The organism is Cupriavidus sp. GW823-FHT07A04 (genome assembly GCF_058794615.1).
The window spans coordinates 177,066-201,202 of the sequence record NZ_JBXAHA010000013.1 but is presented as its reverse complement, the minus strand read 5'-3'; the positions used below and the strand labels follow the sequence as shown (position 1 = coordinate 201,202).

Annotated in this window: 22 protein-coding genes and 1 pseudogene; 10 read left to right on the top strand and 13 right to left on the bottom strand. The window is 65.9% G+C overall.

Translation table 11 applies throughout. The annotated features are described in order from the left end of the window. Positions 1 to 4 precede the first annotated feature (4 nt). Complete coding sequence (locus AC1Q7Q_RS23315; protein WP_492371788.1) at positions 5 to 1,264, top strand: arsenic transporter; 1,260 nt, start codon at positions 5 to 7, stop codon at positions 1,262 to 1,264. On the opposite strand, the gene AC1Q7Q_RS23310 is transcribed toward AC1Q7Q_RS23315, so the two are convergent. From AC1Q7Q_RS23310 to AC1Q7Q_RS23295, 4 genes are read right to left on the bottom strand one after another with little or no spacing between them, the layout of a single operon-like run. Further along, positions 1,261 to 2,583 (bottom strand): NAD(P)/FAD-dependent oxidoreductase, encoded by a 1,323-nt coding sequence (locus AC1Q7Q_RS23310; protein WP_492371789.1) that lies wholly within the window; start codon positions 2,581 to 2,583, stop codon positions 1,261 to 1,263. The two genes, AC1Q7Q_RS23315 and AC1Q7Q_RS23310, sit on opposite strands and share 4 nt — an antisense overlap. Continuing rightward, on the bottom strand, positions 2,580 to 3,338 hold the full coding sequence (locus AC1Q7Q_RS23305) for an amino acid ABC transporter ATP-binding protein (protein ID WP_492371790.1): 759 nt from the start codon (positions 3,336 to 3,338) through the stop codon (positions 2,580 to 2,582). Before AC1Q7Q_RS23305 ends, AC1Q7Q_RS23310 begins: the two co-directional genes overlap by 4 nt. Next, complete coding sequence (gene ehuD / locus AC1Q7Q_RS23300) at positions 3,335 to 4,003, bottom strand: ectoine/hydroxyectoine ABC transporter permease subunit EhuD (protein WP_253929039.1); 669 nt, start codon at positions 4,001 to 4,003, stop codon at positions 3,335 to 3,337. The genes AC1Q7Q_RS23305 and ehuD overlap by 4 nt, the downstream gene beginning before the upstream one ends. Before the next feature lie 6 nt (positions 4,004 to 4,009). Next, the gene (locus AC1Q7Q_RS23295) at positions 4,010 to 4,774 is read right to left on the bottom strand and encodes an ABC transporter substrate-binding protein (RefSeq protein WP_492371791.1); all 765 of its coding nucleotides are present in this window, start codon (positions 4,772 to 4,774) and stop codon (positions 4,010 to 4,012) included. A gap of 183 nt (positions 4,775 to 4,957) precedes the next feature. On the opposite strand from AC1Q7Q_RS23295, the gene AC1Q7Q_RS23290 reads away from it, so the two are divergent. Beyond that, complete coding sequence (locus AC1Q7Q_RS23290) at positions 4,958 to 5,752, top strand: IclR family transcriptional regulator (RefSeq protein ID WP_492371792.1); 795 nt, start codon at positions 4,958 to 4,960, stop codon at positions 5,750 to 5,752. Between the two features lie 79 nt (positions 5,753 to 5,831). On the opposite strand, the gene AC1Q7Q_RS23285 is transcribed toward AC1Q7Q_RS23290, so the two are convergent. Further along, entirely contained in the window at positions 5,832 to 6,140 is a 309-nt protein-coding gene (locus AC1Q7Q_RS23285) for a nicotinamide mononucleotide transporter (RefSeq protein ID WP_150985017.1), read from the bottom strand. Between the two features lie 347 nt (positions 6,141 to 6,487). Beyond that, positions 6,488 to 8,299, bottom strand: coding sequence for a hybrid sensor histidine kinase/response regulator (locus AC1Q7Q_RS23280; RefSeq protein WP_492371793.1), 1,812 nt, complete (start codon positions 8,297 to 8,299; stop codon positions 6,488 to 6,490). A 319-nt stretch (positions 8,300 to 8,618) separates the two neighbouring features. Here AC1Q7Q_RS23280 and arsN2 point away from each other — a divergent pair, with 319 nt between their 5' ends. The 5 genes from arsN2 to AC1Q7Q_RS23255 all read left to right on the top strand — a co-directional run bounded on the left by arsN2 (position 8,619) and on the right by AC1Q7Q_RS23255 (position 12,094). Continuing rightward, positions 8,619 to 9,047, top strand: coding sequence for an arsenic resistance N-acetyltransferase ArsN2 (gene arsN2, locus AC1Q7Q_RS23275; protein ID WP_492371794.1), 429 nt, complete (start codon positions 8,619 to 8,621; stop codon positions 9,045 to 9,047). A gap of 262 nt (positions 9,048 to 9,309) precedes the next feature. Then, the gene (gene folE, locus AC1Q7Q_RS23270) at positions 9,310 to 10,035 is read left to right on the top strand and encodes a GTP cyclohydrolase I (RefSeq protein WP_492371795.1); all 726 of its coding nucleotides are present in this window, start codon (positions 9,310 to 9,312) and stop codon (positions 10,033 to 10,035) included. A 45-nt stretch (positions 10,036 to 10,080) separates the two neighbouring features. Continuing rightward, entirely contained in the window at positions 10,081 to 10,524 is a 444-nt protein-coding gene (locus AC1Q7Q_RS23265) for a BLUF domain-containing protein (protein WP_492371796.1), read from the top strand. Between the two features lie 77 nt (positions 10,525 to 10,601). Then, positions 10,602 to 11,399, top strand: coding sequence for a fumarylacetoacetate hydrolase family protein (locus AC1Q7Q_RS23260; protein ID WP_492371797.1), 798 nt, complete (start codon positions 10,602 to 10,604; stop codon positions 11,397 to 11,399). A gap of 161 nt (positions 11,400 to 11,560) precedes the next feature. Continuing rightward, positions 11,561 to 12,094, top strand: coding sequence for a hypothetical protein (locus tag AC1Q7Q_RS23255; RefSeq protein ID WP_492371798.1), 534 nt, complete (start codon positions 11,561 to 11,563; stop codon positions 12,092 to 12,094). Between the two features lie 69 nt (positions 12,095 to 12,163). Here AC1Q7Q_RS23255 and AC1Q7Q_RS23250 read toward each other — a convergent pair whose 3' ends face one another. The 4 genes and pseudogenes from AC1Q7Q_RS23250 to AC1Q7Q_RS23235 all read right to left on the bottom strand — a co-directional run bounded on the left by AC1Q7Q_RS23250 (position 12,164) and on the right by AC1Q7Q_RS23235 (position 15,332). Beyond that, the gene (locus AC1Q7Q_RS23250) at positions 12,164 to 12,460 is read right to left on the bottom strand and encodes a YciI family protein (protein ID WP_416053306.1); all 297 of its coding nucleotides are present in this window, start codon (positions 12,458 to 12,460) and stop codon (positions 12,164 to 12,166) included. Between the two features lie 428 nt (positions 12,461 to 12,888). Further along, a pseudogene (locus AC1Q7Q_RS23245) lies at positions 12,889 to 12,972 on the bottom strand (mechanosensitive ion channel family protein); the annotation flags it as partial. An 11-nt stretch (positions 12,973 to 12,983) separates the two neighbouring features. Further along, positions 12,984 to 14,375 (bottom strand): dihydrolipoyl dehydrogenase, encoded by a 1,392-nt coding sequence (locus AC1Q7Q_RS23240; RefSeq protein ID WP_492371847.1) that lies wholly within the window; start codon positions 14,373 to 14,375, stop codon positions 12,984 to 12,986. Between the two features lie 225 nt (positions 14,376 to 14,600). Beyond that, positions 14,601 to 15,332, bottom strand: coding sequence for a glutathione peroxidase (locus AC1Q7Q_RS23235; RefSeq protein ID WP_043356588.1), 732 nt, complete (start codon positions 15,330 to 15,332; stop codon positions 14,601 to 14,603). 422 nt (positions 15,333 to 15,754) lie between these two features. Between AC1Q7Q_RS23235 and AC1Q7Q_RS23230 the strand changes: the two genes are divergently transcribed. After that, positions 15,755 to 19,138 carry an ATP-binding protein gene (locus AC1Q7Q_RS23230; RefSeq protein WP_492371799.1) on the top strand — a complete coding sequence of 1,128 codons (3,384 nt, stop codon included), beginning with the start codon at positions 15,755 to 15,757 and terminating at the stop codon, positions 19,136 to 19,138. A 45-nt stretch (positions 19,139 to 19,183) separates the two neighbouring features. Here AC1Q7Q_RS23230 and AC1Q7Q_RS23225 read toward each other — a convergent pair whose 3' ends face one another. Together AC1Q7Q_RS23225 and AC1Q7Q_RS23220 are read right to left on the bottom strand one after the other, a co-directional pair. Next, on the bottom strand, positions 19,184 to 19,879 hold the full coding sequence (locus AC1Q7Q_RS23225) for an Hpt domain-containing protein (RefSeq protein WP_492371800.1): 696 nt from the start codon (positions 19,877 to 19,879) through the stop codon (positions 19,184 to 19,186). Positions 19,880 to 19,983: 104 nt separating this feature from the next. After that, positions 19,984 to 20,622 carry a response regulator gene (locus AC1Q7Q_RS23220; protein WP_492371801.1) on the bottom strand — a complete coding sequence of 213 codons (639 nt, stop codon included), beginning with the start codon at positions 20,620 to 20,622 and terminating at the stop codon, positions 19,984 to 19,986. Between the two features lie 680 nt (positions 20,623 to 21,302). On the opposite strand from AC1Q7Q_RS23220, the gene AC1Q7Q_RS23215 reads away from it, so the two are divergent. Together AC1Q7Q_RS23215 and AC1Q7Q_RS23210 are read left to right on the top strand one after the other, a co-directional pair. Beyond that, complete coding sequence (locus AC1Q7Q_RS23215; protein ID WP_492371802.1) at positions 21,303 to 22,028, top strand: response regulator; 726 nt, start codon at positions 21,303 to 21,305, stop codon at positions 22,026 to 22,028. A gap of 212 nt (positions 22,029 to 22,240) precedes the next feature. Then, positions 22,241 to 23,101 carry a transglutaminase-like domain-containing protein gene (locus tag AC1Q7Q_RS23210; protein ID WP_492371803.1) on the top strand — a complete coding sequence of 287 codons (861 nt, stop codon included), beginning with the start codon at positions 22,241 to 22,243 and terminating at the stop codon, positions 23,099 to 23,101. A 15-nt stretch (positions 23,102 to 23,116) separates the two neighbouring features. Here AC1Q7Q_RS23210 and AC1Q7Q_RS23205 read toward each other — a convergent pair whose 3' ends face one another. Then, complete coding sequence (locus AC1Q7Q_RS23205) at positions 23,117 to 24,058, bottom strand: LysR substrate-binding domain-containing protein (RefSeq protein WP_492371804.1); 942 nt, start codon at positions 24,056 to 24,058, stop codon at positions 23,117 to 23,119. Positions 24,059 to 24,137 lie beyond the last annotated feature (79 nt).

Genomic DNA, 24,137 nt, shown 5'->3' with positions numbered 1-24,137 from the left:
TCCGATGCCATTCTCCCCATACAGCGGCCCCTTGATCTGGGCGGTGGCAGCCGCCACCACCATTGGCGTCATCACGCGGCCGTTCCGGCTCCCGGAGGCCTTCTGGGCGGTAGCTGGCGCCCTGCTGCTGTGCGTCACCGGCCTGCTTGCCGTGCCCGATGCCATGGCCGCCGTGGCGCGCGGGTATGACGTCTACCTCTTTCTCGGCGGCATGATGCTGGTGTCGGAACTGGCGCGCAAGACCGGGCTGTTCGACCATGTAGCGGGCGTGGCGGTGCGCCAGGCCGGCGGATCGGCACGGCGGCTGTTCCTGCTGGTCTATGGCTTCGGCACCCTGGTCACCGTGTTCATGTCCAACGATGCCACCGCCGTGGTGCTCACGCCGGCGGTGCTGGCTGCCACCCGCGCCGCCAAGGTCAAGCATCCGCTGCCCTACCTGTACAGCTGCGCGTTCATCGCCAACGCCGCCAGCTTCGTGCTGCCGATCTCGAACCCCGCCAACCTGGTCATCTTCGGCGAGCACATGCCGTCGCTGATGGGCTGGCTGGCGCGCTTCACGCTGCCATCGCTGGTGGCCATCGTGGCCACCTTCGCCGCGCTCTACTGGACCCAGCGCGACGCGCTGCGCGAGCGCATCGCGACCGACGTGCCGGTGCCGCCGCTGTCGCTGGAGGCCAAGCTGACCGCCGCCGGCATCGTGGTCATGGGCCTGGTGCTGCTGACGGCCTCGCTGCTGGGCGCCGACCTGGGCTGGCCGACCTGCCTGGCCGGCGTGGCGACGCTGCTGCTGGTCTGCGCCTGCCGGCCCGGCTTGTGCCTGCCGGCGCTGCGCGAGATTTCCTGGGGCGTGCTGCCGCTGGTGGCAGGGCTGTTCGTGCTGGTGGCGGGCCTGGAGCAGACCGGCCTGATCGGCAAGCTCGCCCACGTCGTGCAGGCGCTGTCGCAACAGTCGCCCACGGCCGGTGTCTGGGTAACCGGCGGCACGGTGGCGCTGGTGTCCAACGTGGTCAACAACCTGCCGGCCGGGCTGTTCGCATCCTCGGCGCTGGCGGCCAGCCATGCCTCCACGCAGGTCACCGACGCGGTGCTGATCGGCATCGACCTCGGGCCCAACCTGTCGGTGACGGGCTCGCTGGCGACCCTGCTATGGCTGACAGCGCTGCGGCGCGAGGGCCATCACGTCGGCGCGCTGCAGTTCCTGCGCATCGGCGCGCTGGTGATGCCACTGGCGTTGGTGCCGGCCCTGGCCACGCTGCTGCTTTAGGCGCCCAGCTTGTCGAGCAGGCTGTACCAGGCCACCCCCGCTGCAATGTAGAAGCGCTGCAGGCCATGCAGCGGTATCCCGGCCACGGGCGTGATGGGATATGGGAAATCCCCGCCCTTGCCCGCCAGCCGTGCCGCGATATGCTGGCCCAGGCTGGTGCACAGCGCGATGCCCCGCCCATTGCAGCCCAGCGCCATGACGACGCCCGGCGCGGGCTCATGCACGTGGGGCATGAAATCGCGCGTGATTGCGATACGCCCAGCCCAGCGGTACTCGTAGGAGAGCGGACCGAGTTGCGGAAACAGCAGCTCCAGCGAGCGCTCCAGGTGTGCGAAGTCCTGCGGCCCGCGCGGATCGGCGAAGAATCCTCGGCCCCCCATCAGCAGGCGCCCCAGCGCATCCTTGCGGAAATACAGCAACAGCCGCTGCGAGGTGGATGCCGTCTCGCCTTGCGTGAGGATGCCGTGCGCCTCGGCATCCCGGAGCGGTTGCGTGGCCACGATGAAGCTGTTGGCCGACAGTACCGTTTGCGCCAGGCCGGGCCACAGCGGGCCGGTGTAGCCGTTGGTGGCGATCACGACTTGCGTGGCCGTCACCGTGGCGCCCAAGGAAGTCGTCGCCACCCAGTGCGTGCCCTGGCGCACCAGCGCCGTCACCGGGGTGCCGCCATGCACCGTGGCGCCCGCCTGCTGCGCGGCGCTGACCAGCCCGCGCGTATAGGCCAGCGGCTGAATGGCGCCAGCGCGCCCATCCAGCCAGCCGCCGGCGAAGGCCTGCGTGCCCACGCGCCGTGCTACCGCCGCGCGGTCCAGCACTTCCACCGGCGCCCCGCGGCGCGCCCATTGCTCGGCGCGCGCGTGCATGGCGGGTACGGCGCCTGGTGAATAGGAAAGCTGCAGCCAGCCGCTGCGCACGGGCTGGCAATCGATGCCGTGACGCGCGATCAGGTCGAACACCAGGTCGGCCGAACGCGACACCGCATCGAGCAACGGCTCGGCCCGGGCGGCGCCGAACAGGCGCACCAGTTCGTCGGGATCATGCTTGAGCGTGGGATTGACCTGGCCGCCGTTGCGCCCGGACGCGCCCCAGCCCGGCTCGTTGGCCTCCAGCACGCACGCGCGCGCGCCGCCCTCGGCCAGGTGCAGCGCGGTCGACAGGCCGGTGAAGCCGCCGCCGATGACCAGCACGTCGGTGGCGAGCGATTCGCGCAGCGCGGGCGTGGGCGGCGCAGGCGGGGCCGTAGCCGCCCACAGGGAGGACGGCAAAGGCATCGCGGTGGCCGGGGCCGGCCGGTTTGCCGTGAACTGGCTGGAGGTCATAGCGCCAGGTCCCCCGCGGCTTCCACTGGCTTGTGCAACACGCGCCGCAGGAAATCCTGCGTGCGGGCGTGGCTGGGCGCGCCCAGCACCTGCGCGGCGGCGCCTTCCTCAACGATGGTCCCGCTGTGCAGGAAGCACACACGGTCCGCCACTTCCCGCGCGAACCCCATCTCGTGCGTCACCACGATCATCGTCATGCCCTCGCGCGCCAGGTTGCGCATGACTTCCAGCACGTCGCCCACCAGCTCCGGGTCGAGCGCCGAGGTGGGCTCGTCGAACAGCATGGCTTCGGGCCGCATCGCCAGCGCGCGGGCAATCGCCACGCGCTGCTGCTGTCCACCGGAGAGCTGAGGCGGATAGGCCTGCGCCTTGGCGGCCAGGCCGACCTTTTCCAGCAGTTCCATGGCTTCGCCGCGCGCCTTGTCCCGGCTCTCGCCCTTCACGTACACCGGGCCTTCCATCACGTTTTCCAGCACGCTGCGGTGCGGGAACAGGTTGAAGCGCTGGAACACCATCCCCATGCGGCTGCGCAGCCGGTGGATGTCCTTGCCGCCGCGGTCCACTCGCTCGCCAAAGGCACGGATCTCGCCGCCCTCGTAGGACTCCAGCCCATTGATGCAACGCAGGACGGTGGACTTGCCGGAGCCGGACGGGCCGATCAGGCAGACTACCTCGCCCGCGTCGACATGCAGGCTCACGCCGCGCAGCACGTGGTGGTCGTCGAAGTACTTTTGCAGGTTGTCGATCCGGATCATGGCTTTTTCCTCCCCACGCCAAGGCGACGCTCAAGCCGGCGCAGCCCGAACACCAGCGGCAAGCTCATCAGCAGGTAGAGCAGCGCCACCAGCGTGTACACCGTCATGTTCTGGAATGTGGACGAGGCGATCAGCTGGCCCGCGCGCGTCATCTCCGCCACCGTGATGGTGGACACCAGCGACGAGTCCTTAAGCATCATCACCAGCGTGTTGCCGTACGGCGGCAGCGAGATGCGCAACGCCTGCGGCAAAATCACCCGGCGCATCACCAGCGCCGGGCGCATGCCCATGGCCTGCGCGGCCTCGCGCTGGCCCGGGTCGACGGCCTCGATGCCGGCGCGGAAATTCTCAGCCTGGTAGGCAGAGTAAGCGATGCCCAGGCCGATCACGCCGGCCTGGAAGGCCGTCAGGTGAATGCCCGCATCCGGCAGCACAAAGTAGATGTAGAACAGCTGCACGATGATGGGCAGCCCGCGGATCACGTTGATCACGCCGGACGCGCCCCACGACAGCGTACGCGCAGGCGACAGCTTCATCAGCGCCAGCGCCAGCCCGAGCAAGCTGCTGAGCACAAAGGCGAGGACGGTCACCTCGACGGTGACCACCGCGCCCTGCAGCAGGATCGGCAGGAACTCCCGCGCGTGCTGGAAAAAGTTGGCATCCATGGGAACTCACATGTTCCATTTCTGGATGATGCCGGCCAGCGTGCCATCGGCCTTGATCTTGGCGATGGCCTTGTTGATGCGGGCCAGCGTCTCGGTGTCGCCCTTGCGCACGACCAGGCAAACGTCGCCGACGTTGACCGGCTTGTAGCTGGCGGCCAGCTTCACGCCCGGGAAGGCATTCTGGCGGATCTGGTAGGCGATGATGGGCTGGTCGCCCAGGCCAGCCTTGATGCGGCCCAGCGTCAGGTCGCGCGTCATGTCCGCCACCGAGTCGTAGCTGCGCACTTCCTTGAAGATGCCCTTCTTGTTGAGCATGTCGAGAAAGACCGTGCCCACCTGGGCCCCCACGACCTCGCCCTTGAGTTCGTCCAGCGAGGCATAGGGCTTGTTGTCGTCGCCCTTGACGATCAGGCCTTCGCCGTAGGCATAGACCGGATCGCTGAAGTCCACCACCTGCTGGCGCGCCGGCGTCTTGAGCATGGCAGCCGAGATGATGTCGATCTTGCTGGAGGTGAGCGACGGGATCAGCGCGGAGAAAACGGTCTGCTGCACATTGACGTTGAAGCCCCCCGCCTTGCCAACGGCCGTGACCGTATCGACCATCATGCCCTGGATGGTGTTGGTCTTCACGTCCAGGAAGGTAAACGGCACGCCGGTGGCCGTCGCGCCCACGTTGTAGGTCGGCGCTGCCCCCTGGGCCCAGGTGAGCGAAACGGTGCTGGCGGCGCACAGGATGAGTGCGGCGCGGCGGGACATGGTGAATCGAGACATGCGGACACTCCTAGCGGAAGGGAACAAAAGGCGCCCGGATGGGGCGACCCACCGACTTATGCAATGAGCATGCCAATTTTCAATTACAGATGCTCGAAAATTAATTGTCGTTAACCAGTAATTGCTTTATTAGAATCGATATGCGATTCTACAGACTGAATAAATGCCTTTTGAAGCACAACCATGTCGCAGCCTGAAGCCAACGATTCCGCCAGCCTCCTGTTCAACCAGTCTTTGGAGAAAGGGCTTGCCGTGCTGCGCGCGTTCAGCGCGCAGCGCCGCACCATGACGATCGCGGACGTGGCGGATGCGGCCAGCATCAACAAGAGCTCGGCCCAGCGCATGGTCTTTACGCTGGAGCAGCTCGGCTATCTGCGTAAGCATCCGCAGACGCGGCGCTACCAGCTGACGCCCCGCGTGATGGAAATCGGCTTCAACTACCTGGCCGCCAACCCGCTGATCGAAGTGGCCAACCCTTTCCTTTCCGAGCTGACCAAGGTCACCACCGAGACTTCGTGCCTGACAGAGCCGGACCTGCTCGACATGGTCTATATCGCGCGCTTTGTCAGCGCCCACTTCGTGCCGGTGCATATGCCGATTGGCAGCCGTATCCCGATGTACTGCACCGGCTCGGGGCGCGCCTACCTGAGCGCGCTGCCGGAAGACGAAGCGCGCGCCATGATCGAGCGCTCGGCGCGGACCGCGCATACGGTCCACACCTGCACTGCAGTGCAGGACATCATGGAGAAGCTGCGTGAGACCCGGCAGCGCGGGTACGCGGTCAACAGCGAGGAACTGTTCCTTGGCGACATGACCCTCGCCGCGCCGGTGATCGGGGGCAATGGACGGCCGCTTGGCGCGATCCATCTGGTGGCGCCCACCGGGCGCTGGACCCGCGAGGAAGCGGAGCGCAAGCTCGGGCCGCCGCTGTTGCAGTGTGCACGGGCAGTGAGCAGTTCGGCGCGGGCGATAGGCTAGGCGCGGCTATTGCCGCGCGGACGATGCCGCTGGCGGGGTTGCCAACGGGGTTACCAACGGGGTAGCCGAGGTCAGTGCCTCAGGCCGGATCAGGCGTGGGCTGTCCGGCACCTTGCCCGCTCTCTTGCTGCCGGTGAAATTGCGTGTGGCGGTACAGGCCGTAGATGCTGGTCGCGGTAAAGCCCAGTTGCTGCACGAACAGGCCGTAGGTGCCGGTCACCAGGGCGAACACGCTCCACACGATGTTGGAGCACAGGTAGGCGATCCAGCCCCAGCGCGACGCCTTGTTGTGCAAGGCCACCAGCAAAGAGCCGCTCATCGCCAGCGCGCAGCCGGACCACTCCAGGCCATTGAGCAGATTGGGAATGTACTGTTGCGCCAGATCCATTGCGCTTGTCTCCTGATTGGGTTCAGATTTATTTTGCGTTCATTTTTTGCATACAATGCAGGGCGAAGCTTAGCGTGACAGTTCGGGCGGAGCAAGGGGTTTGCGGGGATAGTTGGCGCTGATGACGCGCTTGGCTTACTTGGTCAGGCAGATGACGATCACCATGACCCCGAGGCCGGCGAGGGTGAGCAGCAGGAAGGCAAGCATTCGACGGCAAATAGCGTTGGCGTATCTCCAGTATGGAGTGGCTGGCACGACACTGCCGTAGGGGGGATTCTGATTCGGGTGGGGTGATGTCCTACAGGGAGAGCCGCGGGATGCACGGGGCCTTGCATCCCGCGGCATGGCTACTGCCGCGACAGGATCTCCGCCAGGGCTTCCAGCGCCAGTGGCTTGGTCAGGTGGGAATCAAAGCCTGCCGCCGCGCCCCGAGCCTTGTCGGTTTCCGAGGCATAGCCGCTCAATGCCACCAGGCGGGTGCACGCGAAGGCGGGCAGCTCGCGCAGGTGTTGCGCCAGCTGGAAGCCGTCGATGCCGGGCAGGCCGATATCGATCAGCGCCACGTCGGGCGTGAACCCTTGCGCGATCTCCAGCGCGTCTTCGCCACTGGCGGCAAGCTTGACTTCGTGCCCGTCCATCTCCAGCAACATGCCTAGCGCCCGCAGGGCTTCGGTGTTGTCGTCCACCAGCAAGATGCGCATCGCCGCAAGCGTGCCTGCCTGCCCGGCGTTGGGCGCTCCCGCATGGGCGCAGACCACGGGCAGGCGCGCCTGCACCGTCGTGCCCAGGCCTTTGCCATCGCTGTGCACCGTCACCGTGCCATTGTGCAGTTCCACCATGCGCTTGACGATGGCCAGGCCCACGCCAAGGCCGCCGCCTTGCGATTCGCTTGCGTACTGGCTGAACATATCCAGCACATTGGGCAGGAACGCCGGATCGATGCCGATGCCATCGTCCTTGACGGTGATCACCAGGGTATCCATGCGATCGGGATCGATCTCCGGCGCCGACGCGCCGCCAGCGTTGCCGGCGTCGTGTTCTGCCGGCGCCTCGCCATGGGGCGATGGCTCTACCCGGACCGACAGGTTCATGGCGCCGCCGCGCGGCGTGTACTTGATCGCGTTGGACAACAGGTTGGTGACCACCTGCGTCAGCCGTGCCGTATCCGCGTTCACCATGACGGGCGTCTCGGGCAGGTCCGTGGTCAGCACGTTGCCGTGCCATTCGATATCCGATGCCACCGAGGAAAGGGCATCGGCCACGATGTCCTGCATATTGCCGTGGGTGCGCACGATCGGCACCTTGCCTTGCTTGATGCGCGAGGCATCGAGCAGGTCGTCGGTGAGGCGCTTGAGCTGGCGCATCTGCCGCTCGGCGATATCCAGCATGTCGGAGCCAGCCTGCTGCACCTGCGCGAGCCGCTTGCTGACCTTGATCGCGCTGTCGATGGCAGCAATCGGGTTGCGCAGTTCATGCCCAAGCATGGCGAGGAATTCGTCCTTGCGCGTATCCGACAATTGCAGCGCTTCCCGCGCGGCCCGGGCCTGCGCGGCTTCGGCGATCGCGGCATCCTTGCTGCGCGACATGCTGAGCACCGCGCCGGCAAAGCTGGCCAGGCTCTCCAGCAGACGGGCATCTTCTTCGTCAAACACGCGCTCGTGCTCATGCGTCATGACCCAGATGGTGCCCCAGGGCTCGCCATCGCCGGGGATCGGGACGACGAGTTCCTCGACCACCTCGGGTGACAGCGGCGGCAGGCAGTTGAAATGCCGTTGCGGGTAGGCCAGCAGTTGCGGGCTGCCAAGTTCCAGCGCAATGCCCGACGGGCTATCGTCATAAGGCACGGCATGCCCGACCAGGTCATTGCACAGGCCGGCCGTGGCGGTCCAGTGCAACGTCTGCGCACCATCGCCGGCGGCCTCAGGCAGGCTGATGCCGGCGCTGCCGGCGCCGCAGAGCTTCAGCGCCGAATTGGCCAGGGATTGCAATAGAGCCAGGTCAGACGACACCAGCGCCCTTGCCAGGCGCCGCAAGGCCACGCATTCCGCCCCATAGTCTGGAGAACGGCCGGCGCGCTGGCCAAGCTCATCGGTCTTCAGGATGCCCGCGCTGCGTGCCCGCAGCAGCGAAGCGGAAGGGGAAGCAGGTGCCGCAGCCATGGAGTGTCGCTTTTGCTTTGCCTTTGGAATGCAGGACCAGTTGCCTGCAAGGCATGGTAGCGGATTTCCGCATCCGACCGTACAGGGGGCAATCGCGCGGCCGCAAGCACGGCGGGCGCGCGACGGTCGCTATCGCACGTCCAAGGTGATAGCGCGCTGGTGAAAACCCGCATCCGCAGGCCCCGGGTGTGGCTTTTCAGGACGGAATCGACGATGCCGGCTGTCCAGTACGCGAATCTACTTAAGAACTATCCCTAGGCACCGTAAAGCCAGTCTGAACTTAAGATACTAATAACAGCCCGAAGGGCAGGAGGGCAACATGCGCCCGCACTATGCAAACGAAAAAGACAGTAAGGAAGTACAGGATCTGCTCCAGGCTTGCGGCTTGCCGGTTGACGGCGTAGCCGAGCAAATCGGCAATTTCCTGGTGGTACGCGACAACGCTGGCCTGCTCGGTTGCGCCGGCGTGGAGAACTATGGGCAAGTGGCCGTGCTGCGCTCGGTCGCCGTGGCCGGGCGCGCGCGCTCGGCGGGCCTGGGCGAATTGCTGGTGGCTGCGATGCTGGCCGAGGCCCGCACGCGCGGCGTGCAGTCCGTAGTACTGCAAACCACCACCGCCGTCGACTATTTTGCCCGGCTGGGCTTTGAGCGCGTGGAGCGCGCCTGCATGCCCCCGGAATTGCTCAATACCGCGCTGTCCCGCGAAGCCTGCCCGCCGTCCGCCACCTTGATGCAGGCCGCGCTGTAGCCATCCCTGCCAAGGGCCTGCGCCCGCGATGCGGCCCAGCCACGTCGTAATCTGGCCGCCCCCTCTTCCCATCCCCCGCGCTGTTGCGCGCCATGCACCCATGGCTAGCCGGTGCCGGCGCAGGATATTGTTGTAAAGTAAGCGCAAAGCGCAGACCACAGGCGACCAGAGGCCTTCCGGGCCAGCGGTGGATCGGCACGCCATGCCCGCCTGCTCGCCAGCCTTTCAACGATCCTTCAACGACAGCCACGAACCGCACGATATGGAATCCGACCACCAAGCACCCGACCCCGGCCTCGACGAGGCCTTGGGTAGTGTGTCGACCCGCATACGGTCGCGTTTGCAGGCGGCGCGCGAGCGCTTCCACGCCAACGACAATATCTCCGCGTATGTCGAGCCCGGCGAACTGGACGAGTTGCTCGATGAAGTGCAGTCGCGCATGGAAGAGGTGCTGCGTAGCCTGGTGATCGATATCGATCACGATCACAACACCCGCGAGACCGCGCGCCGCGTGGCCAAGATGTACCTGAAGGAGATCTTCGCGGGCCGCTACGTCAAGCAGCCCAATGTGACCGAATTTCCCAACGCGGAGCGCATCAACGAGCTGATGATCGTGGGCCCGCTGCGCGTGCGCAGCGCCTGCTCGCATCATCTGTGCCCAATCATTGGCAAGCTGTGGGTGGGTGTGATGCCCAACCAGCATTCCAACCTGATCGGCTTGTCCAAGTACGCGCGCCTGGCCGAATGGATCATGTGCCGTCCGCAGATCCAGGAGGAAGCCGTGACCCAGGTGGCCGACCTGCTGCAGGAAAAGATGAGCCCGGACGGGCTGGCCATCGTCATGGAAGCCGAGCATTTCTGCATGCACTGGCGCGGCGTGCGCGACACCGATGCAAAGATGACCAACAGCGTGATGCGCGGCTCGTTCCTCAAGGACGACAGCCTGCGCCGCGAGTTCCTGACCCTGCTGAACCGGACGCGCGACTGAGCCAGCGCGATTCAATGCCTCGCACGCAAACCCAGTGGAGACAACATGCTCGTACGCCTGCTCTACGCCAGCCGCGCATGCCAGCCGGCCGATCCCGCGCTGGTAGACGCCATCGTCGCTACCAGCGTGGCGAATAACCCAAAGCACGGCATCACCGGCGTGCTGTGCTACGGCAATGGCATCTTCATGCAGGCGCTCGAAGGCGGCCGCACGGAAGTCTCGCGCCTGTACCAGCAAATCGGCCGGGACACGCGCCACGAGGACGTGGTGCTGCTGCACTACGAGGAAATCCTCGAGCGCGAGTTTGCCGGCTGGGCAATGGGCCTGGTCAATACCGGCAAGGTCAATATGGCCACCATCCTGAAGTATTCCGCCCACGGTGAGCTCGATCCCTACCGCACCAGCGGCCACGCCTCGCAAGCGCTGCTCAAGGAACTGATCGCGGGTGCGTCGATCGTGGGGCGCAGCTCGGAGCGGCATCGCTTCTGAGCGCTTTCGTGCCGCGGCCCGGCCAGCCCTCGCTATTCAACAACCCATCATCCATCACCGATCACCCAGGAGAATTCGTGAGCGAACCCTTCAACCCCGGCCCCGCGGCGATGCTGCTGACCGATGCCTGCCGGCGCGGCGTGCAATTTGCTGACCTGCCCGCCGACGCCAAGCCGGCGACGCTCGGCGGCGGTTATGACGTGCAGGACCGCTTTATCGCAGCCCTGGGGGACCCGGTGGTGGGCTGGAAGCTGGGTGTCGGCAGTGCCAACGCCATGCGGCGCGCAAAGCTGGCGCGCCCGCTAGTGGGCCAGGTGGGGGCATCGCGCTGTTATGCCTCGGGCGACACCGTGCCGGTCCCCGCGGGTGCGGTGGTGACCATCGAATTCGAGATTGCCGTGCGGCTGGCGCGCGACGTCGCGCCGCTGCAGGCCGAACTCGCGCCGGCAGCGCTGGCCGATCTGATCGAAAGCGCGCAGGTTGCCGTCGAGGTGGTGCTGTCGCGCTATGAAGACCGCATTGCGGTGGGCATGCCGGCTTTTGCCGGCGATAACGTGGGCTTGCACGCGCTGGTGCTGGGCGCGAAGATCGACACCGACAGCATGGAAGACGTGCGCGCAAGCGCCAGCGTGGCGCTTGATGGCGTGGCTTGCGCGCAACCGCTTGCCGGCGACGATGCGGTCTACCCGCTGGAAGCCCTGCAATCGCTGCTCGCGCATGCCGCCGAGCGCGGCGTCACCTTGCGCAAAGGCACCGTGGTAACCACCGGCACGCTGACGCGCCCGTTCGACGTGCCGGCCGGCGCGCATACGATCCAGGCTACCTATGGCGGCGGCGAACTGGTGGTAACGCTCGCGCCGCAAGCCGCGGGCTGAAACCGGGGCCCTTGCGGCCCAATTCCTCGCGTTTCTTTCTCGTCACCCAGGCTGCCGCCCGAGGCGCTTCGCGCGCACTCGCGGCCTTGGCATTTCCAGCGGATAGGCTAAAACTATCACAAGGGCCTGGCCTTCAGGCCGCTGGTGAGAAGGAGCCGTTCATGGAACTCCATTTGCATATGCAGCCGCACCATTTCGCCCGCCGCGCGCCGGACTGGCGCGCCGCTGCGATTGCAGGGCTGATCGCGGGCACGCTGTACGTCGTACTGGAGCTGCTGACGGCACGCTTTGTGCTGTACCAGGGGGCGTGGGGCACGGTAAAGATGGTGGCTGCCCTCATGCTCGGCCGGCAGGCGCTGGCCTCCGCCGACGCGTTCAGCTGGACCATCGTGCTGGCCGCGGGCATCGTGCACTTTGGCCTGTCGATCGTGCTGGCGACGATCCTGGCCATGCTCATTGCCTCGTTCCGCTTTGATTCCAGCATCGGCATGGCCACGCTGGCGGGCGCGGTGTTCGGGGTGCTGGTCTATCTGGTGAACTTCTACGTGATGGGCCGGTACTTCAACTGGTTCGACGAGGCGCGCGGGTGGGAAAGCCTGTTCGCCCACATCATGTTCGGCGTGATCGCGGCGGATGCCTACGCCAACCTGGAACGGCGTGAGCCGGATGCGCCCGACGTGGCACGGGGCGGCTGAGCGCGCACCCCGTCCGTCAAGGCATCGGGGCATCGGGGCATCAAGACATCGACGCATCGCGCCCGCTGGCTACAGGTAGCACTCACCACCCAGATAGGCCTTGCGCCAGCGCGTGATGCGCACCTCGGCAAACAGGCCGGCCTGTGTGAACGGGTCGGCATCGATGAATTGCTGCGCCGCGTCGCGGGTGTCGAGGTCGACGATGTAGAAGCCGCCGCCAGCATCGCTGCCGTCATCGTTGAGCTTGGCCCCGCAAGCCAGCAGCAGGGCCTTCTGGGCGTCCAGGAACGCCAGGTGCCCCGCTCGGGCCGCTTGCCGCACTTGCTGGTGCTGTGGCTTGTCCCAGGTTTCGATCAGGAATGGCATGGTGTTGTCCTCGGGTGATGGTGGGTTGGAATAGGGCATGGGGTATCGCGGGATGGGGTATCGCGGCATGGGCATGGCGGCAGCCAGTGCCATGCCCATCACTCCCGGCGACGAGTTTCGCCGATTCCGCGCTGGCAGCACAAGCCGGCAGGACCTGCGCACCGGACGCCGTCGCGCCCACCGCCGCCAGCAAAAACCTGGCCCCGGGGCTTGACAAACCCGCCGGGCCTCACATTTCCCCTGCTGCCGCCCGACAGTGTTATCCACACTTTATGTGGATAACACTGTCAACAAGCTCCGCAAATGGCTCTAGCACGCGGACCCCATCGGACTGCCCACAAAACGGGCAACTGCAAGCCGGCCAGGCAGGCAAGTCCGTCATCCGCGCTGCCTACAACGGAATCACAGCGTCGTCAATGGGGCGCCGGCGCAACGAAGCCGGTGGTCTGGATGCCAAAGTAGTCAAGGATGCCGATCACCAGCGCCACGTTCAGCGTGACCGTGATGATCGTGATGACCGGGCTCAGCCGGCCAGCTTCGCGGCCGCATCGCGCAGCGCGGTGCGCAGGCCCTCTTCCACCACCGGGTGGTAGTACGGCATGGCCAGCATCTGCTCGATGGTGAGTGCTTGCTGGTAAGCCCAGGCCAGCAAGTGCGCGATATTCTCGGCGCGCGGGCCGGTCCATTCCGCACCGAGAAAGCGCCCGCTATCCTTGTCGGCATAGACGTGCATCAGTCCACGGTTCTTGAGCATGACGCGGCTGCGGCCCTGGTCCTCGAAACTCACCTCGCCGGTGACAAAACTGTCCGGCTCGAGGTCGGCATGGCGCTGGCCCACCATGGCGATCTGCGGGTCGGTGAAGACCACGCCGATCGGGGCGCGGCGCGACAACGGGCGCACCTCGGGATAGGCCGCGGCGTTCTCGCCGGCTGCCTTGCCTTCGTCGGCAGCTTCGTGCAGCAGCGGCAGGACATCGTTGGCGTCGCCGGCGATGAAAATCGGCGCCGTGCCGCATTGCAGGGTGGCCGGGTCGAATACCGGCACGCCGCGCCAATCCAGTGCCAGGCCGGTGTGCTCAAGCCCGAGGCCGTGCACATTGGGCTGGCGGCCGGTGGCGGCGAGCACGTAGTCAAAGCGCTCCGTCACGGTGTTGCCCGAGAGATCGGTAAAGCTGATCACCGCCTCGTCGCCATCGCGGTGCATCTCGCCCAGCCTGGCGTCCGGGTCGAGGAAGAACTCCTCGCGGTAGCTAGCCACCGCATTGGCCTTGATGGCCGGATCGGTCAGCGGGCCCACGCCGCCGCGCAAGCCGAACACGCGCACCTGCACGCCCAGGCGGGACAGCGCCTGGCCAAGTTCCAGCCCGATCACGCCAGGGCCGAACACGGCGACGCGGCGCGGCAGGTCGTCCCAGGCGAAGACGTCGTCGTTGACCACCAGGCGATCGCCGAACACCTTGAACGGCGGCGGGATCACCGGGCTGGAGCCGGTGGCGATCACCACACGGCTGGCACGCACGGTGGTGTGCTCGCCAACCTGCAGCACGGTGTTGTCGATGAAGCGGGCATAGCCGCTCACCTTGTCCTCGGCGGGAATGCCGTCCACGCCGCGCACCACGAAGCCGACAAAGCGGTCGCGCTCGCGCTTGACGCGCGCCATGACTTCGCGCCCGTCGATGCGGATCTCGCCATCCACATGCACGCCGAAGGGGGCCGTGTGGCGCAGCTCATGCGCCGCCTCGGCCGCGGCGATCAGCAGCTTGGAGGGCATGCAGCCCACCCGGGCGCAGGTGGTGCCATAGGGGCCGCCTTCGATGATGACGGCGCGCTTGCCGGCGGCGCGGGCCGCGCGGTATGCGGCCAGGCCCGCCGTGCCGGCGCCGATCACGGCGACATCGGTCTGGATGGTTTGCACGGTCTTCACGTTCTGCAAGTTCTGCGCGTTTTGCACGTTCTGCGGGGTGGTCATGTCGGCGTTCCTGGTAAAGGCTGTGTCAATCAACGGACCGGATGGCACCGGGTGGCGTTGCCATCGGGTCCGCCGACTGGGGCACGGCTGCCGGCCTTGCCGGCGGCCGTGCCCTGCGGCGTTCAAGTGTTTTGCGTATTGCGTGTTGCGTGTTGCGTGGCTGGCTAAGGCTTAGCGAACCAGGTAGGTCTCAAGCGCGTCGGCGCCGCCGATCAGCTTGCCGTTGATGAAGATCTGCGGCGCGGTCATGTCGCCCGACAAGGCGCCCAGCACCTTGCCGCGGATCTTGTGTTCCAGCGGCACGTCGATGTACTCGAAGCCGTGGTCCGACAGCATCTGCTTGGCCTTGGCGCAGAACGAGCAACCCACCTTGGAGAACACCACGACCTGGTCGGGCCTCTTGGCGTTGGGGGCGATGTAGTTGAGCATGGTGTCAGCGTCCGACACCTTGAACGGGTCGCCCGGCTCTTCCGGCTCGATGAACATCTTGTCGACCACGCCGTCCTTGACCAGCATCGAATAGCGCCAGCTGCGCTTGCCAAAGCCCAGGTCAGCCTTGTCGACCAGCATGCCCATGCCTTCGGTGAATTCGCCGTTGCCATCGGGAATCATCACGATGTTTTCCGACTCCTGGTCTTTCGCCCACTCGTTCATCACGAACGTGTCGTTGACCGAGACGCACAGGATCGCGTCCACGCCGTGCTTGGCGAACACCGGCGCCAGCTCGTTGTAGCGCGGCAGGTGGGTGGACGAACAGGTCGGGGTGAATGCGCCCGGCAGCGAGAACAGCGCGATGGTCTTGCCTTCGAACAAGTCAGCCGTGGTCACGGTCTTCCATTCGTTGTTCTCGCGAACACGGAACGTGACATTGGGAACGCGTTGACCTTCACGGGATTGCAGCATGGGTTAGCTCCTGGGTGACTTGGGGGTGGATGGCCGCGTGTTGCAGCGAAGACCCGATTTTGTCCGCGCCCATGTGATTTGTACAATTCATCGTTACAAAGACAACGATTGCTTTTCACTATGGATGGTGCATAGCCGGGCCCTATCTCGATATAAGAAGCCTCCTAAGCTGGCTTGTCACGCCTTAAACATCACTTTCATGTGACAGTGTCACGGGATGTGACCTGCCCGCATCGGATTTTCAGCGCGCCAGCCTCGGAAAGTTCTGCAGGTCTTTTCAGACATTTCTCAAATCTGCGCGCAAGCGCGGCCCGTACATTTGGGCCAAGGCATGCACTTCCTAGCTGGCGCTCGGCGTCGCCTGGAGGCTGCAACCCCATGCGTGCGCAGATCCGGCACGCCTCCCTCCTCGAGAATCCCTTATGTGCATCTGCAGTTCCCCGCATCCGGCGGACGGCTCGCCCACCGCGAGCCGGTGCGTGCCGGCCAACTGGTGGCGCCGACAACTGTTTGTGCTGCTGCTGGCGCTTTGCCAGGGCGCGCCAGCGCTGGCTACCTTGCCTGCCGAGCCCCTGCGCACGTTGCGCCTGAACGCACAGGTGCGCTTGGACCCCGGCGGCCCAAGCGATGCCATCGACCATGCCGCGGCGCCCCAGGGCGACGATACGGCGTTGCATGCATGGCGCCGCGCGCACAAGGCCTTGCGGGTGGGCGTGGTTGGCAACTACCTGCCGCCGTTCGACCTGGTCGACCTGAGTGGGGACTACCGCGGGATTTCCGCCGACTACCTTGCCGTGGTAGTGGCCAGGCTTGGCGTGCCGGCGCAGATCCAGCGCTACCCCTCGCACAAACTGGCACGCAGCCATCTGGCCAGCGGCGCCATCGACCTGATCACCACCTCGCTGGACAACCCGGGCACCGGCGCGCGAACCGCGCCGTACCACGACCAGCGCCTGATCGAGGTCGTGTCGCAGCGAGACGGTGCGCGCAGCCAGACCAACCGGGCCATCGGCTACCTGGCGGGCGAAGTCTCGCCGGCCTCGCTGCAGCGAGCCTACCCTGGCGCGCGGCTGCTGCCGTTCGAGAACCTGCTCGGCGCGCTCGACCAGCTCTCCCGGGATGCGGACTTCGTCATGGTCACCAACGCCACCGCGGCCGGCTACCTCGTCGAGCAATACCGCTACGACGAACTAACGGCGCGCAACTTCGCGCCGCTGGCGCACGAGGGCATCACGTTCGCCGTGAGCGACCCCGCGCTGGGCCGGATCATCGACCAGGCGCTGGCGCAGATGCCCGCGGCGCGCAAGCGCGAGATCGACGCCTTCTGGACGCCCAGCTCGCTCGAATTCGATATCACCGACAAGCTCAATCTCTCCACGGCAGAGCGCGCCTGGACAGCCCTGCATCCGGAGGTGCGCTACCTGGCGGCGCGTGACCAGGTTCCCTTCCTGTTCGTCGACGCCGGGCAACGCCTGGACGGGCTCACCGAGCAAGTGCTGCGAGTGATCGCGCAGCGCACCGGGCTGCGTTTCGTCCCTTACTGGCCGGCCCGCGCCGCAGACGTGACCGCCGCGCTCAAGAACGGCACGCTGGACGTGGTGCCCGTCCTGCCGCTAAACCATGCCGCCACCGGCAACGCCCCGCTCTCGGTCAGCGCGCCCTATTTTTCCGGCAACTGGGTCGTTGTCACGCGCGCCGGCAACGACAGCATCAAGAGCCTGTCCGACCTTGCCAACAAAGTCATCGCGGGGCCGCCGCTCAACGGGATCAACGATCTCGTGCGGGCCTGCTACGCGGTGAGCCAGCGCGAGACCAACTCATACGATGAGGCGTTCCGCATGGTCGCCACGGGACGCGCGGATGCCACCATCTCCAGCGCCTTCATGGCCGACCACATGATCAAGCAAACCTATGCCGGCCGGCTCAAGATCGCCGCGGCCGCGGGCGGCGTGCCGCTGGAAGTCGGCGTGGGTGTCAGCAGCCAGCACCCGGAATTGCTGGGCATCATCAACAAGGCCATCCTCAGCATCTCGCGCGACGAGCTTGGCGCCATGCGCGCACACTGGACAGAACCCAGGGCGCCGGGCTTCGCCTGGCGCCAGTTCTTGCCATGGCTGATGGCTGGCGCGACCGCGCTGCTGCTGGTCAGCCTGCTGTTTCTGGCGTGGGTGACCTCGCTGCGCCGGCAGGTGACCCAGCGCACCGCGGCCGAGCGTGCCTTGCAGGACCAGGTCGCGTTCCAGACGGCGGTGCTCGACGGCATTCCCCAGCCTCTCTACCTTCGCGACAACCAGCTCCGCATGATCACCTGCAACACCGCCTACGAAACGGCGCTGGGCACGACGCGGCGGGCGCTGGCCGGGACCGGGCCGGCCTTCGTGAGCTCCGTCGTCAACCTCGATATCAGCCACGAAGAACTGATGGCCGTATATCAACGCGTGCTGTGCACCGGCCTGCCGTCCAGCGCCGATCGCCAACTGACCATCGGCAACACGCCGCGCAGCGTGATCAGCTGGGTGGTGCCGCTGCGCCGCGCCAATGGCAGCACGGCCGGCATCGTCGGCGGCTGGATCGATGTGACGGAACGCCAGCAGATGCTGGCCGAACTGGCTGCCGCCAAGAACCGCGCCGAGGCGGCCAACCGTGCCAAGTCGACATTCCTGGCATCGATCAGCCATGAGATACGCACGCCGATGAACGCCATCCTCGGCATGCTGGAACTGGTGCTGACGCGCCCGCACGCCCAGCACGAGGATCGCGAGCAACTCGGCACGGCGCATGGCGCGGCCACATCGCTGCTGTCGCTGCTGGACGATATCCTGGACCTCTCCAAGATGGAGGCCGGCCAATTCACGCTGCAACTCCGTGCCGCCAGCCTGCGCCAGGGCCTGCATGAAGTCACGCAGATGTTCGGTCCCGTCGCCGCCCAGAAGGGCGTGGCCTTGAACGTCTGCGTGAGCGATGCCGTGGCGCCGGCGCATCGCGTGGATATCCTTCGCATGAAGCAGGTCATCAGCAACTTTCTCTCCAATGCCATCCGCTTCACCGAGCGCGGCAGCGTGGATATCCGGCTCGACGGCTCTGCCGCGCCGGGAGCCTCGCAAGCGCTGTGCCTCAGCATCACGGACACCGGCATCGGCATTCCCGCGCAGGCGATCGGCAAGCTGTTCCGGCCCTTTTCCCAGGTGGAGTCAACCGAGCGCGCGAACACCGGCGGCACCGGCCTCGGCCTGTCCATCGCACAAAACCTGGTACGCAAGATGGGGGGCGAGATTACCCTGGAGAGCGAGCCGGGACGCGGCACGCAGGTGCTGGTGCGCCTCAACCTGGAGGTTTCGGCTTCGCCGCCCCCGGCAGACGCGCCGCCTGCCGGCAACGCGGGCATCGCGCTGTTTGCACCAGGCACTCGTGTGCTCATCGTGGACGACCACGCGCCCAACCGGTTGTTGATGGCGCGCCAGCTGGAGCGGCTTGGCCTTAGCGTGGCGACGTCGGAGAACGGCGCCATTGCCTTGCAGGACCTGCAGCGGTGCCCTGCGGACCTGATCATCTGCGACTGCATGATGCCGGTGATGGATGGCTTCAGCCTGGCCCGGGCGATACGCGCGCGCAAGGATGCGCTGGGCCGCATCCCCATCATCGGCTGCACCGCGAGCGCGCAGAGCGAGGATCACCAGCTTGCGCTGGCTTCGGGAATGAGCGAAGTGATCGTCAAGCCGGTGGGACTGGCCACGCTGGAACGCGCGTTGCGCGGGCATCTGCGCAGCGGCGCGCGCACAGCCAAGGGCAACGCTCAACCGGGCTAGTTGCCGGGGCAGCGGTTGTGATCGCGCTTAGAGTAGAGATAGCGCTCAGGCCGCGCGGGGGGGCGGGCGCAGCGCCGCCAGCGACGCGTCAAGGTGCGCCAGCGTTGGGGCAAGAATCGGCAGCAAGGCTTGCGCGGTGGCGAGGTCGCCGAACTGGGCGGCGGATTCGAGCCGGCCGCAAAGCGTGACCAGGGCCCCGCACTCCAGGATCCTGGCCGAGCCCTTGATGCGGTGAGCCCCGCTGCCAAACCGCTGCCAGGCGCCGTCCGCCAGCGCCGTGCGCATCATCTCGAGGTCAATGCGATTGGTCTCGACCAGGCTGTCCACCAGGTCCCTGACGATATCCGCATCACCACCCGCGAGCGTATCGAGCAGCGTGCCGACGGCCGCGCATTCGCCGGGCGACACCGCGACAAACCCGTGCTCGGCCAGCGCGTGCGCCAGCGAGCTGACGTTGACCGGCGCGCTGAGCGTGGCATCGAAGGCGGCGCCACGGGCCGCATCAACCACGCTCGCGTCCGCGCCGGCCTGAACCACCGAAAACAACAGACTGTCCGAGGACAGGCCGAAGTCGCTGCGGGCGAGCTCGCCGGCATGGTCATCGGCCAGCCAGACCAGTGCCAGCCTGGGCGGCTCGCTTTGGACGCGCCCCGGATCCGGGCTGGCCAGGCCCACGTGCTCGACGGAAAAGCCCAGGCCCGCAAGCACGGCCGCCAGCCCGCTGATTTGCAACGCTTGCACGCCACTCTCGGTAGTACTGAGTAATAGCGCACGGATCATGTATTTGCCTCTGTGAACAACTGCATATTGTTACCCCGCTGCCAATGAGCGGCCACTGGCTGGCGTCATTGCGAAGGCGTCAGGCGGCAGCGCCGTGCTAAGTCGACCAAGTCCACCAGCGAGGTAGCCCGCAGCTTGCCCATGATGCGGGTCTTATGGCTGCTCACCGTTTTGTTGCTGATAAATAAGAGGTCTCCGATCGCCTTGTTGGACAAGCCCCTGACCAGCATCTGCAGGATGACAATCTCTTTGTCCGAGAGCAAGGCGAGCCGCTCTTCATCCGGCCGCTGGTTGAGCTGCGGCAGCTCGCGCTCATAACGCATTTCGGGAAACACCGTGTAGCCGGCCATCACCCATTCGAAGCAGCGCACGATTTCCTTCATGTCCTGCATCTTGCTGACGAAGCCCTGGGCGCCCGCCCGCCGCACCCGCGGCGCGAAGACGGCCTGGTCCTGACCCGAAATCACCAGGATCCGGATCGGCGGATAAATCCGCTTCAGGCGCGGGATCACGTCCAGCCCGCTGATACGGGGAATATCCAGGTCCAGCACGGCAAGATCGGGCTCGAACTGCCGTGCGACTTCAATGGCAGTCTGGCCGTTGTCGGCTTCCAGAATATGGCTGACCCCGAGCACTTGCGACAACTGGGTCTTGATCACCAGGCGCAGTGCGGGATGATCGTCGACGATCAGGATAATTGCCACTCGCGCTCTCCCCAAGACTGCCAAAAAAACGAACTCACCTGCGTCGGGCGACAGCCGGCAACTAAAAGGTGAAGCGCGGATTATGTGGTGAAGTTGCCCCAAAACTGGCGTGAAACTTCCGAATGAGCCGTCGGAAATTTCGCAAAGCAGAGGAAACTCACCCCTGCATCGTGCGCGGGCACGTCGTTTCGGCACTTGGGAATACCAGGAAAAGTGCTAAAAAGTCACTTTTTACGAGAGGCCATACAAGGGATGGCGACGTCCCTGCGCTTTCCGTTGGGAAGTTTCCTAGGCAATCGGGAGAAAAACCTGGGGAGAAAGGCGCTAATGAAGCCCCGCAGACTGCCTGGCAACTCCGCCAGCACGGGGCCTCGGCGCAGCGGTGCCGCAGGAAATGTCTCCCCAGGCAACGACAGCGCTGAATCAAACCCCAGAATTTTCTGCTTTGGACACCATTTCCGCGCAGTTCCCGGCTCGCCCCCGCGCTTGCGGCGAAATGAGGAAATTTCTCAAACCGGCATCGCGTTCCCAGCGATACAGTCAGCAGTCACAAATCAGGAGCGCAAGGAACTCTGCCATGAGCGACGTCACCCCTCTTTGCCCACGCCAGTTGCCGGGGCCAACGGAGCGGTCCCCGCGATGCGTGCGCTGCCGCCGATTGTCGTCGTGGATCCGTGCCCATGCCGGCTAACCGCTCGTACGCCAAATCCCACATCGTCATCGCCGACGACCATCCCGTCATGCTGCTGGGCTTGAGAGGCTTGCTGGCGCAGTTCGATGGCATAGAGATCGCCGGCATCGCGAGGAACTCCACCGAAATCCTCGCGGCGCTCAGCCGGAAACCGTGTGACATCCTGCTGACGGACTACGCGATGCCAGGCGGCGCCCATGGCGACGGCCTGCACATGATCGAGTTCGTGCGGCGGCGCTATCCCGCCCTGTCGATCCTGGTGGTCACCATGCTGGACAACCCCGTGCAGATCGGCAGGCTGGTCCGGTTCGAGCGCTTGTCGGTGGTCAGCAAGCTCGACGATGCCTCGCATATCGCGGTTGGCCTGTCGCAGGTGCTCGACGGCGTGCGCTACCTGTCGCCGACGATCCGGCAACTGCTGGACAGCACCGGGCCGGACGTGGACGTGCGCTCCCGGTTCAGCGCCCTCAGCCCGCGCGAGACCGATGTGATCCGGCTCTACCTGTCGGGCATGTCCGTCAGCGAGATCGGCGTGAGTCTCGGGCGCAGCGTCAAGACCATCAGCACCCAGAAGGTGTCCGCCATGCGCAAGCTCGGGCTGCGCGGCGACCTGGATCTCTTCAGCTACGCCATCTCCGTCGGCCTGCTCGGCCGGCCCCGCAAGCGGGCCGCAGGCAAGCTGGTGCCACAGCCAAAGAACAGCGGCCCGCGATAGAGGATAGAGGAGCGCGGGCGCCCAGGCGCTGGGGGGAACAAGGGACACCTGCAAAGCGCTTTCAACGGATTCACTGGACTTTCCCATGGGGGGCGGCGACCATGGACGGGCACGTATCCCCGCTTGACGGCTGCCGTGGCGATCCGTCGAGCCCTGTCACGAACTATTCATCAGCAAGCGCCTGTCATGCCGCGCGGGCAAGGGGGCATCAAATGAACCGTCTTCGATACTCGGTGGACCTGTCGTATGAAGTCCTGGATGCCGAGGCTGACTTCCTGTTCAACATCGAAGCCGCCCGTACCGCCCGCCAGAGCATTGTTTCCGAGCGTCTGACGGTGCCGCCCGTGCTGCGCATGGACCAGTACACCGATGCCATGCTATGCAACCGGCTGATCCGGCTGCGCGCCCCCAAGGGGCATCTGGCGATCCACTATGAAGCCGTGGTCGATATCGACCATCGCCTCGACGATCCTTCGACCTTGCACGAAGTGCCGATCGCGCAACTGCCCTTCGAGGTGCTGCCCTACCTGGCGCCTAGCCGCTACTGCGAATCCGACCGCCTGATGGAGTTTGCCCTGCGGGAGTTCGGCAAGGTGCCATGGGGCTACTCGCGCATCGTGGCAATCCGGGAATGGGCGCGCAACCATGTGCGTTTCCTCTCGACGTCCACCAATGAGCGCACGTCGGCCGTGGATACGATCGTCGAGCGCATCGGCGTGTGCCGGGATTTCGCGCACCTGATGATTGCCATCTGCCGGGCGCTGAGCATTCCCGCACGCATCTCCAGCAGCCTGGACTACGGCGCGGATCCCGCGCTCGGGCCGCCGGATTTCCATGCCTTCGTGGAAGTCTTCCTGTCGGGCAGGTGGTATCTCGTCGACCCCTCCGGCACCTCCATTCCCACGGGCCTGCTGCGCATCGGCACGGGACGGGACGCGGGTGAGATCCCGTTCGCGGCGATCTTCGGCAAAGTGGAGTCCGAGCGGCCCTTCGTGCAGATCCATGCGGTGACAGATACGGCGCTGGGCCTGGAAATGCCGCTGTATACCGACTGGGGCATCTGCACCTGGTAAGGCGTGGCGGCCGGCCTATTCATTCCCGGCTGGCACCTGCGGGGGCATCCGGGGTGGCGTATCCGCCGCCACCTCCGCCAGCAGCCAGGACACGAAGACCCCGACCAACGGGCTATGCCACTTGTCCTCAAGGCAAACAAAGTAATAGGATTTGGGAGAGACATAAGTGGCGTCCAGCAACCGCACCAACCGCCCCGCCTTCAGGTCCTCCCTCACCACGTAATCGGGCAGCAGGGCGATCCCCATGCCGCTGAGCGCCGCTTGCAGCCCCATGGCCAGTGAAGCATAGCGCGGCCCGCGCAGGGCCCTGCGCTCCGCCATGCCGATCACGTCGAAGTAGCCCGCCCACGCCTCCAGCGCCTCCGCCTGGTGCAGCAGCGGCAGGTGCTCCAGCGCAGCCTGGGCGGACTCCGCCTGCGCCAGCAGTTCGGGCACGCACACCGGAAACAAGGCCAGTGGCATCACCTTGACGCCGACATGCCCTTCGGGCAGGCCCGTGCAAACCTGGATCGCGCCGTCCAGACCGGACGCACGCAGATCCACCGTGCCTGCCTTGGCGGTGACGTTGACCTGGATCTGCGGATGGGCCTTGGCAAACCCCGCCAGCCTCGGCAGCAACCAGATATTGCCTAGCGAAACCGGCACGCGCAGATCGAGCCGGCCACCGCTGCCCCTGCTTGTCAGCACCTCCAGCGTGGCTTCCTCCAGTTCGGCAATCACCTTGCGGACCGCGCGCAGATATTGCTCGCCTGCCTGGGTGGGCGAGACCGCGCCCTTGCGGCGGGTCAGCATGGGCACGCCGAGGTATTCTTCGAGCTCGGTCAACTGCTTGCTGACCGCGCTCTGCGTCAGGCATAGCTCGTCGGCCGCGCCGGTCACGCTGGCTAGCCTGACGGTAGCTTCTAGCGCCACCAGGTGGGACAGCGCGGGCAGGTGCCTGCCGTTCGTGCTTCTCATGAGGCCGTTCTGGTCGATAAAGGGTGGAGAAGATGGCGGGCATGCCGCGTGCCCCCACAAACACACAAGCACGCGGCCG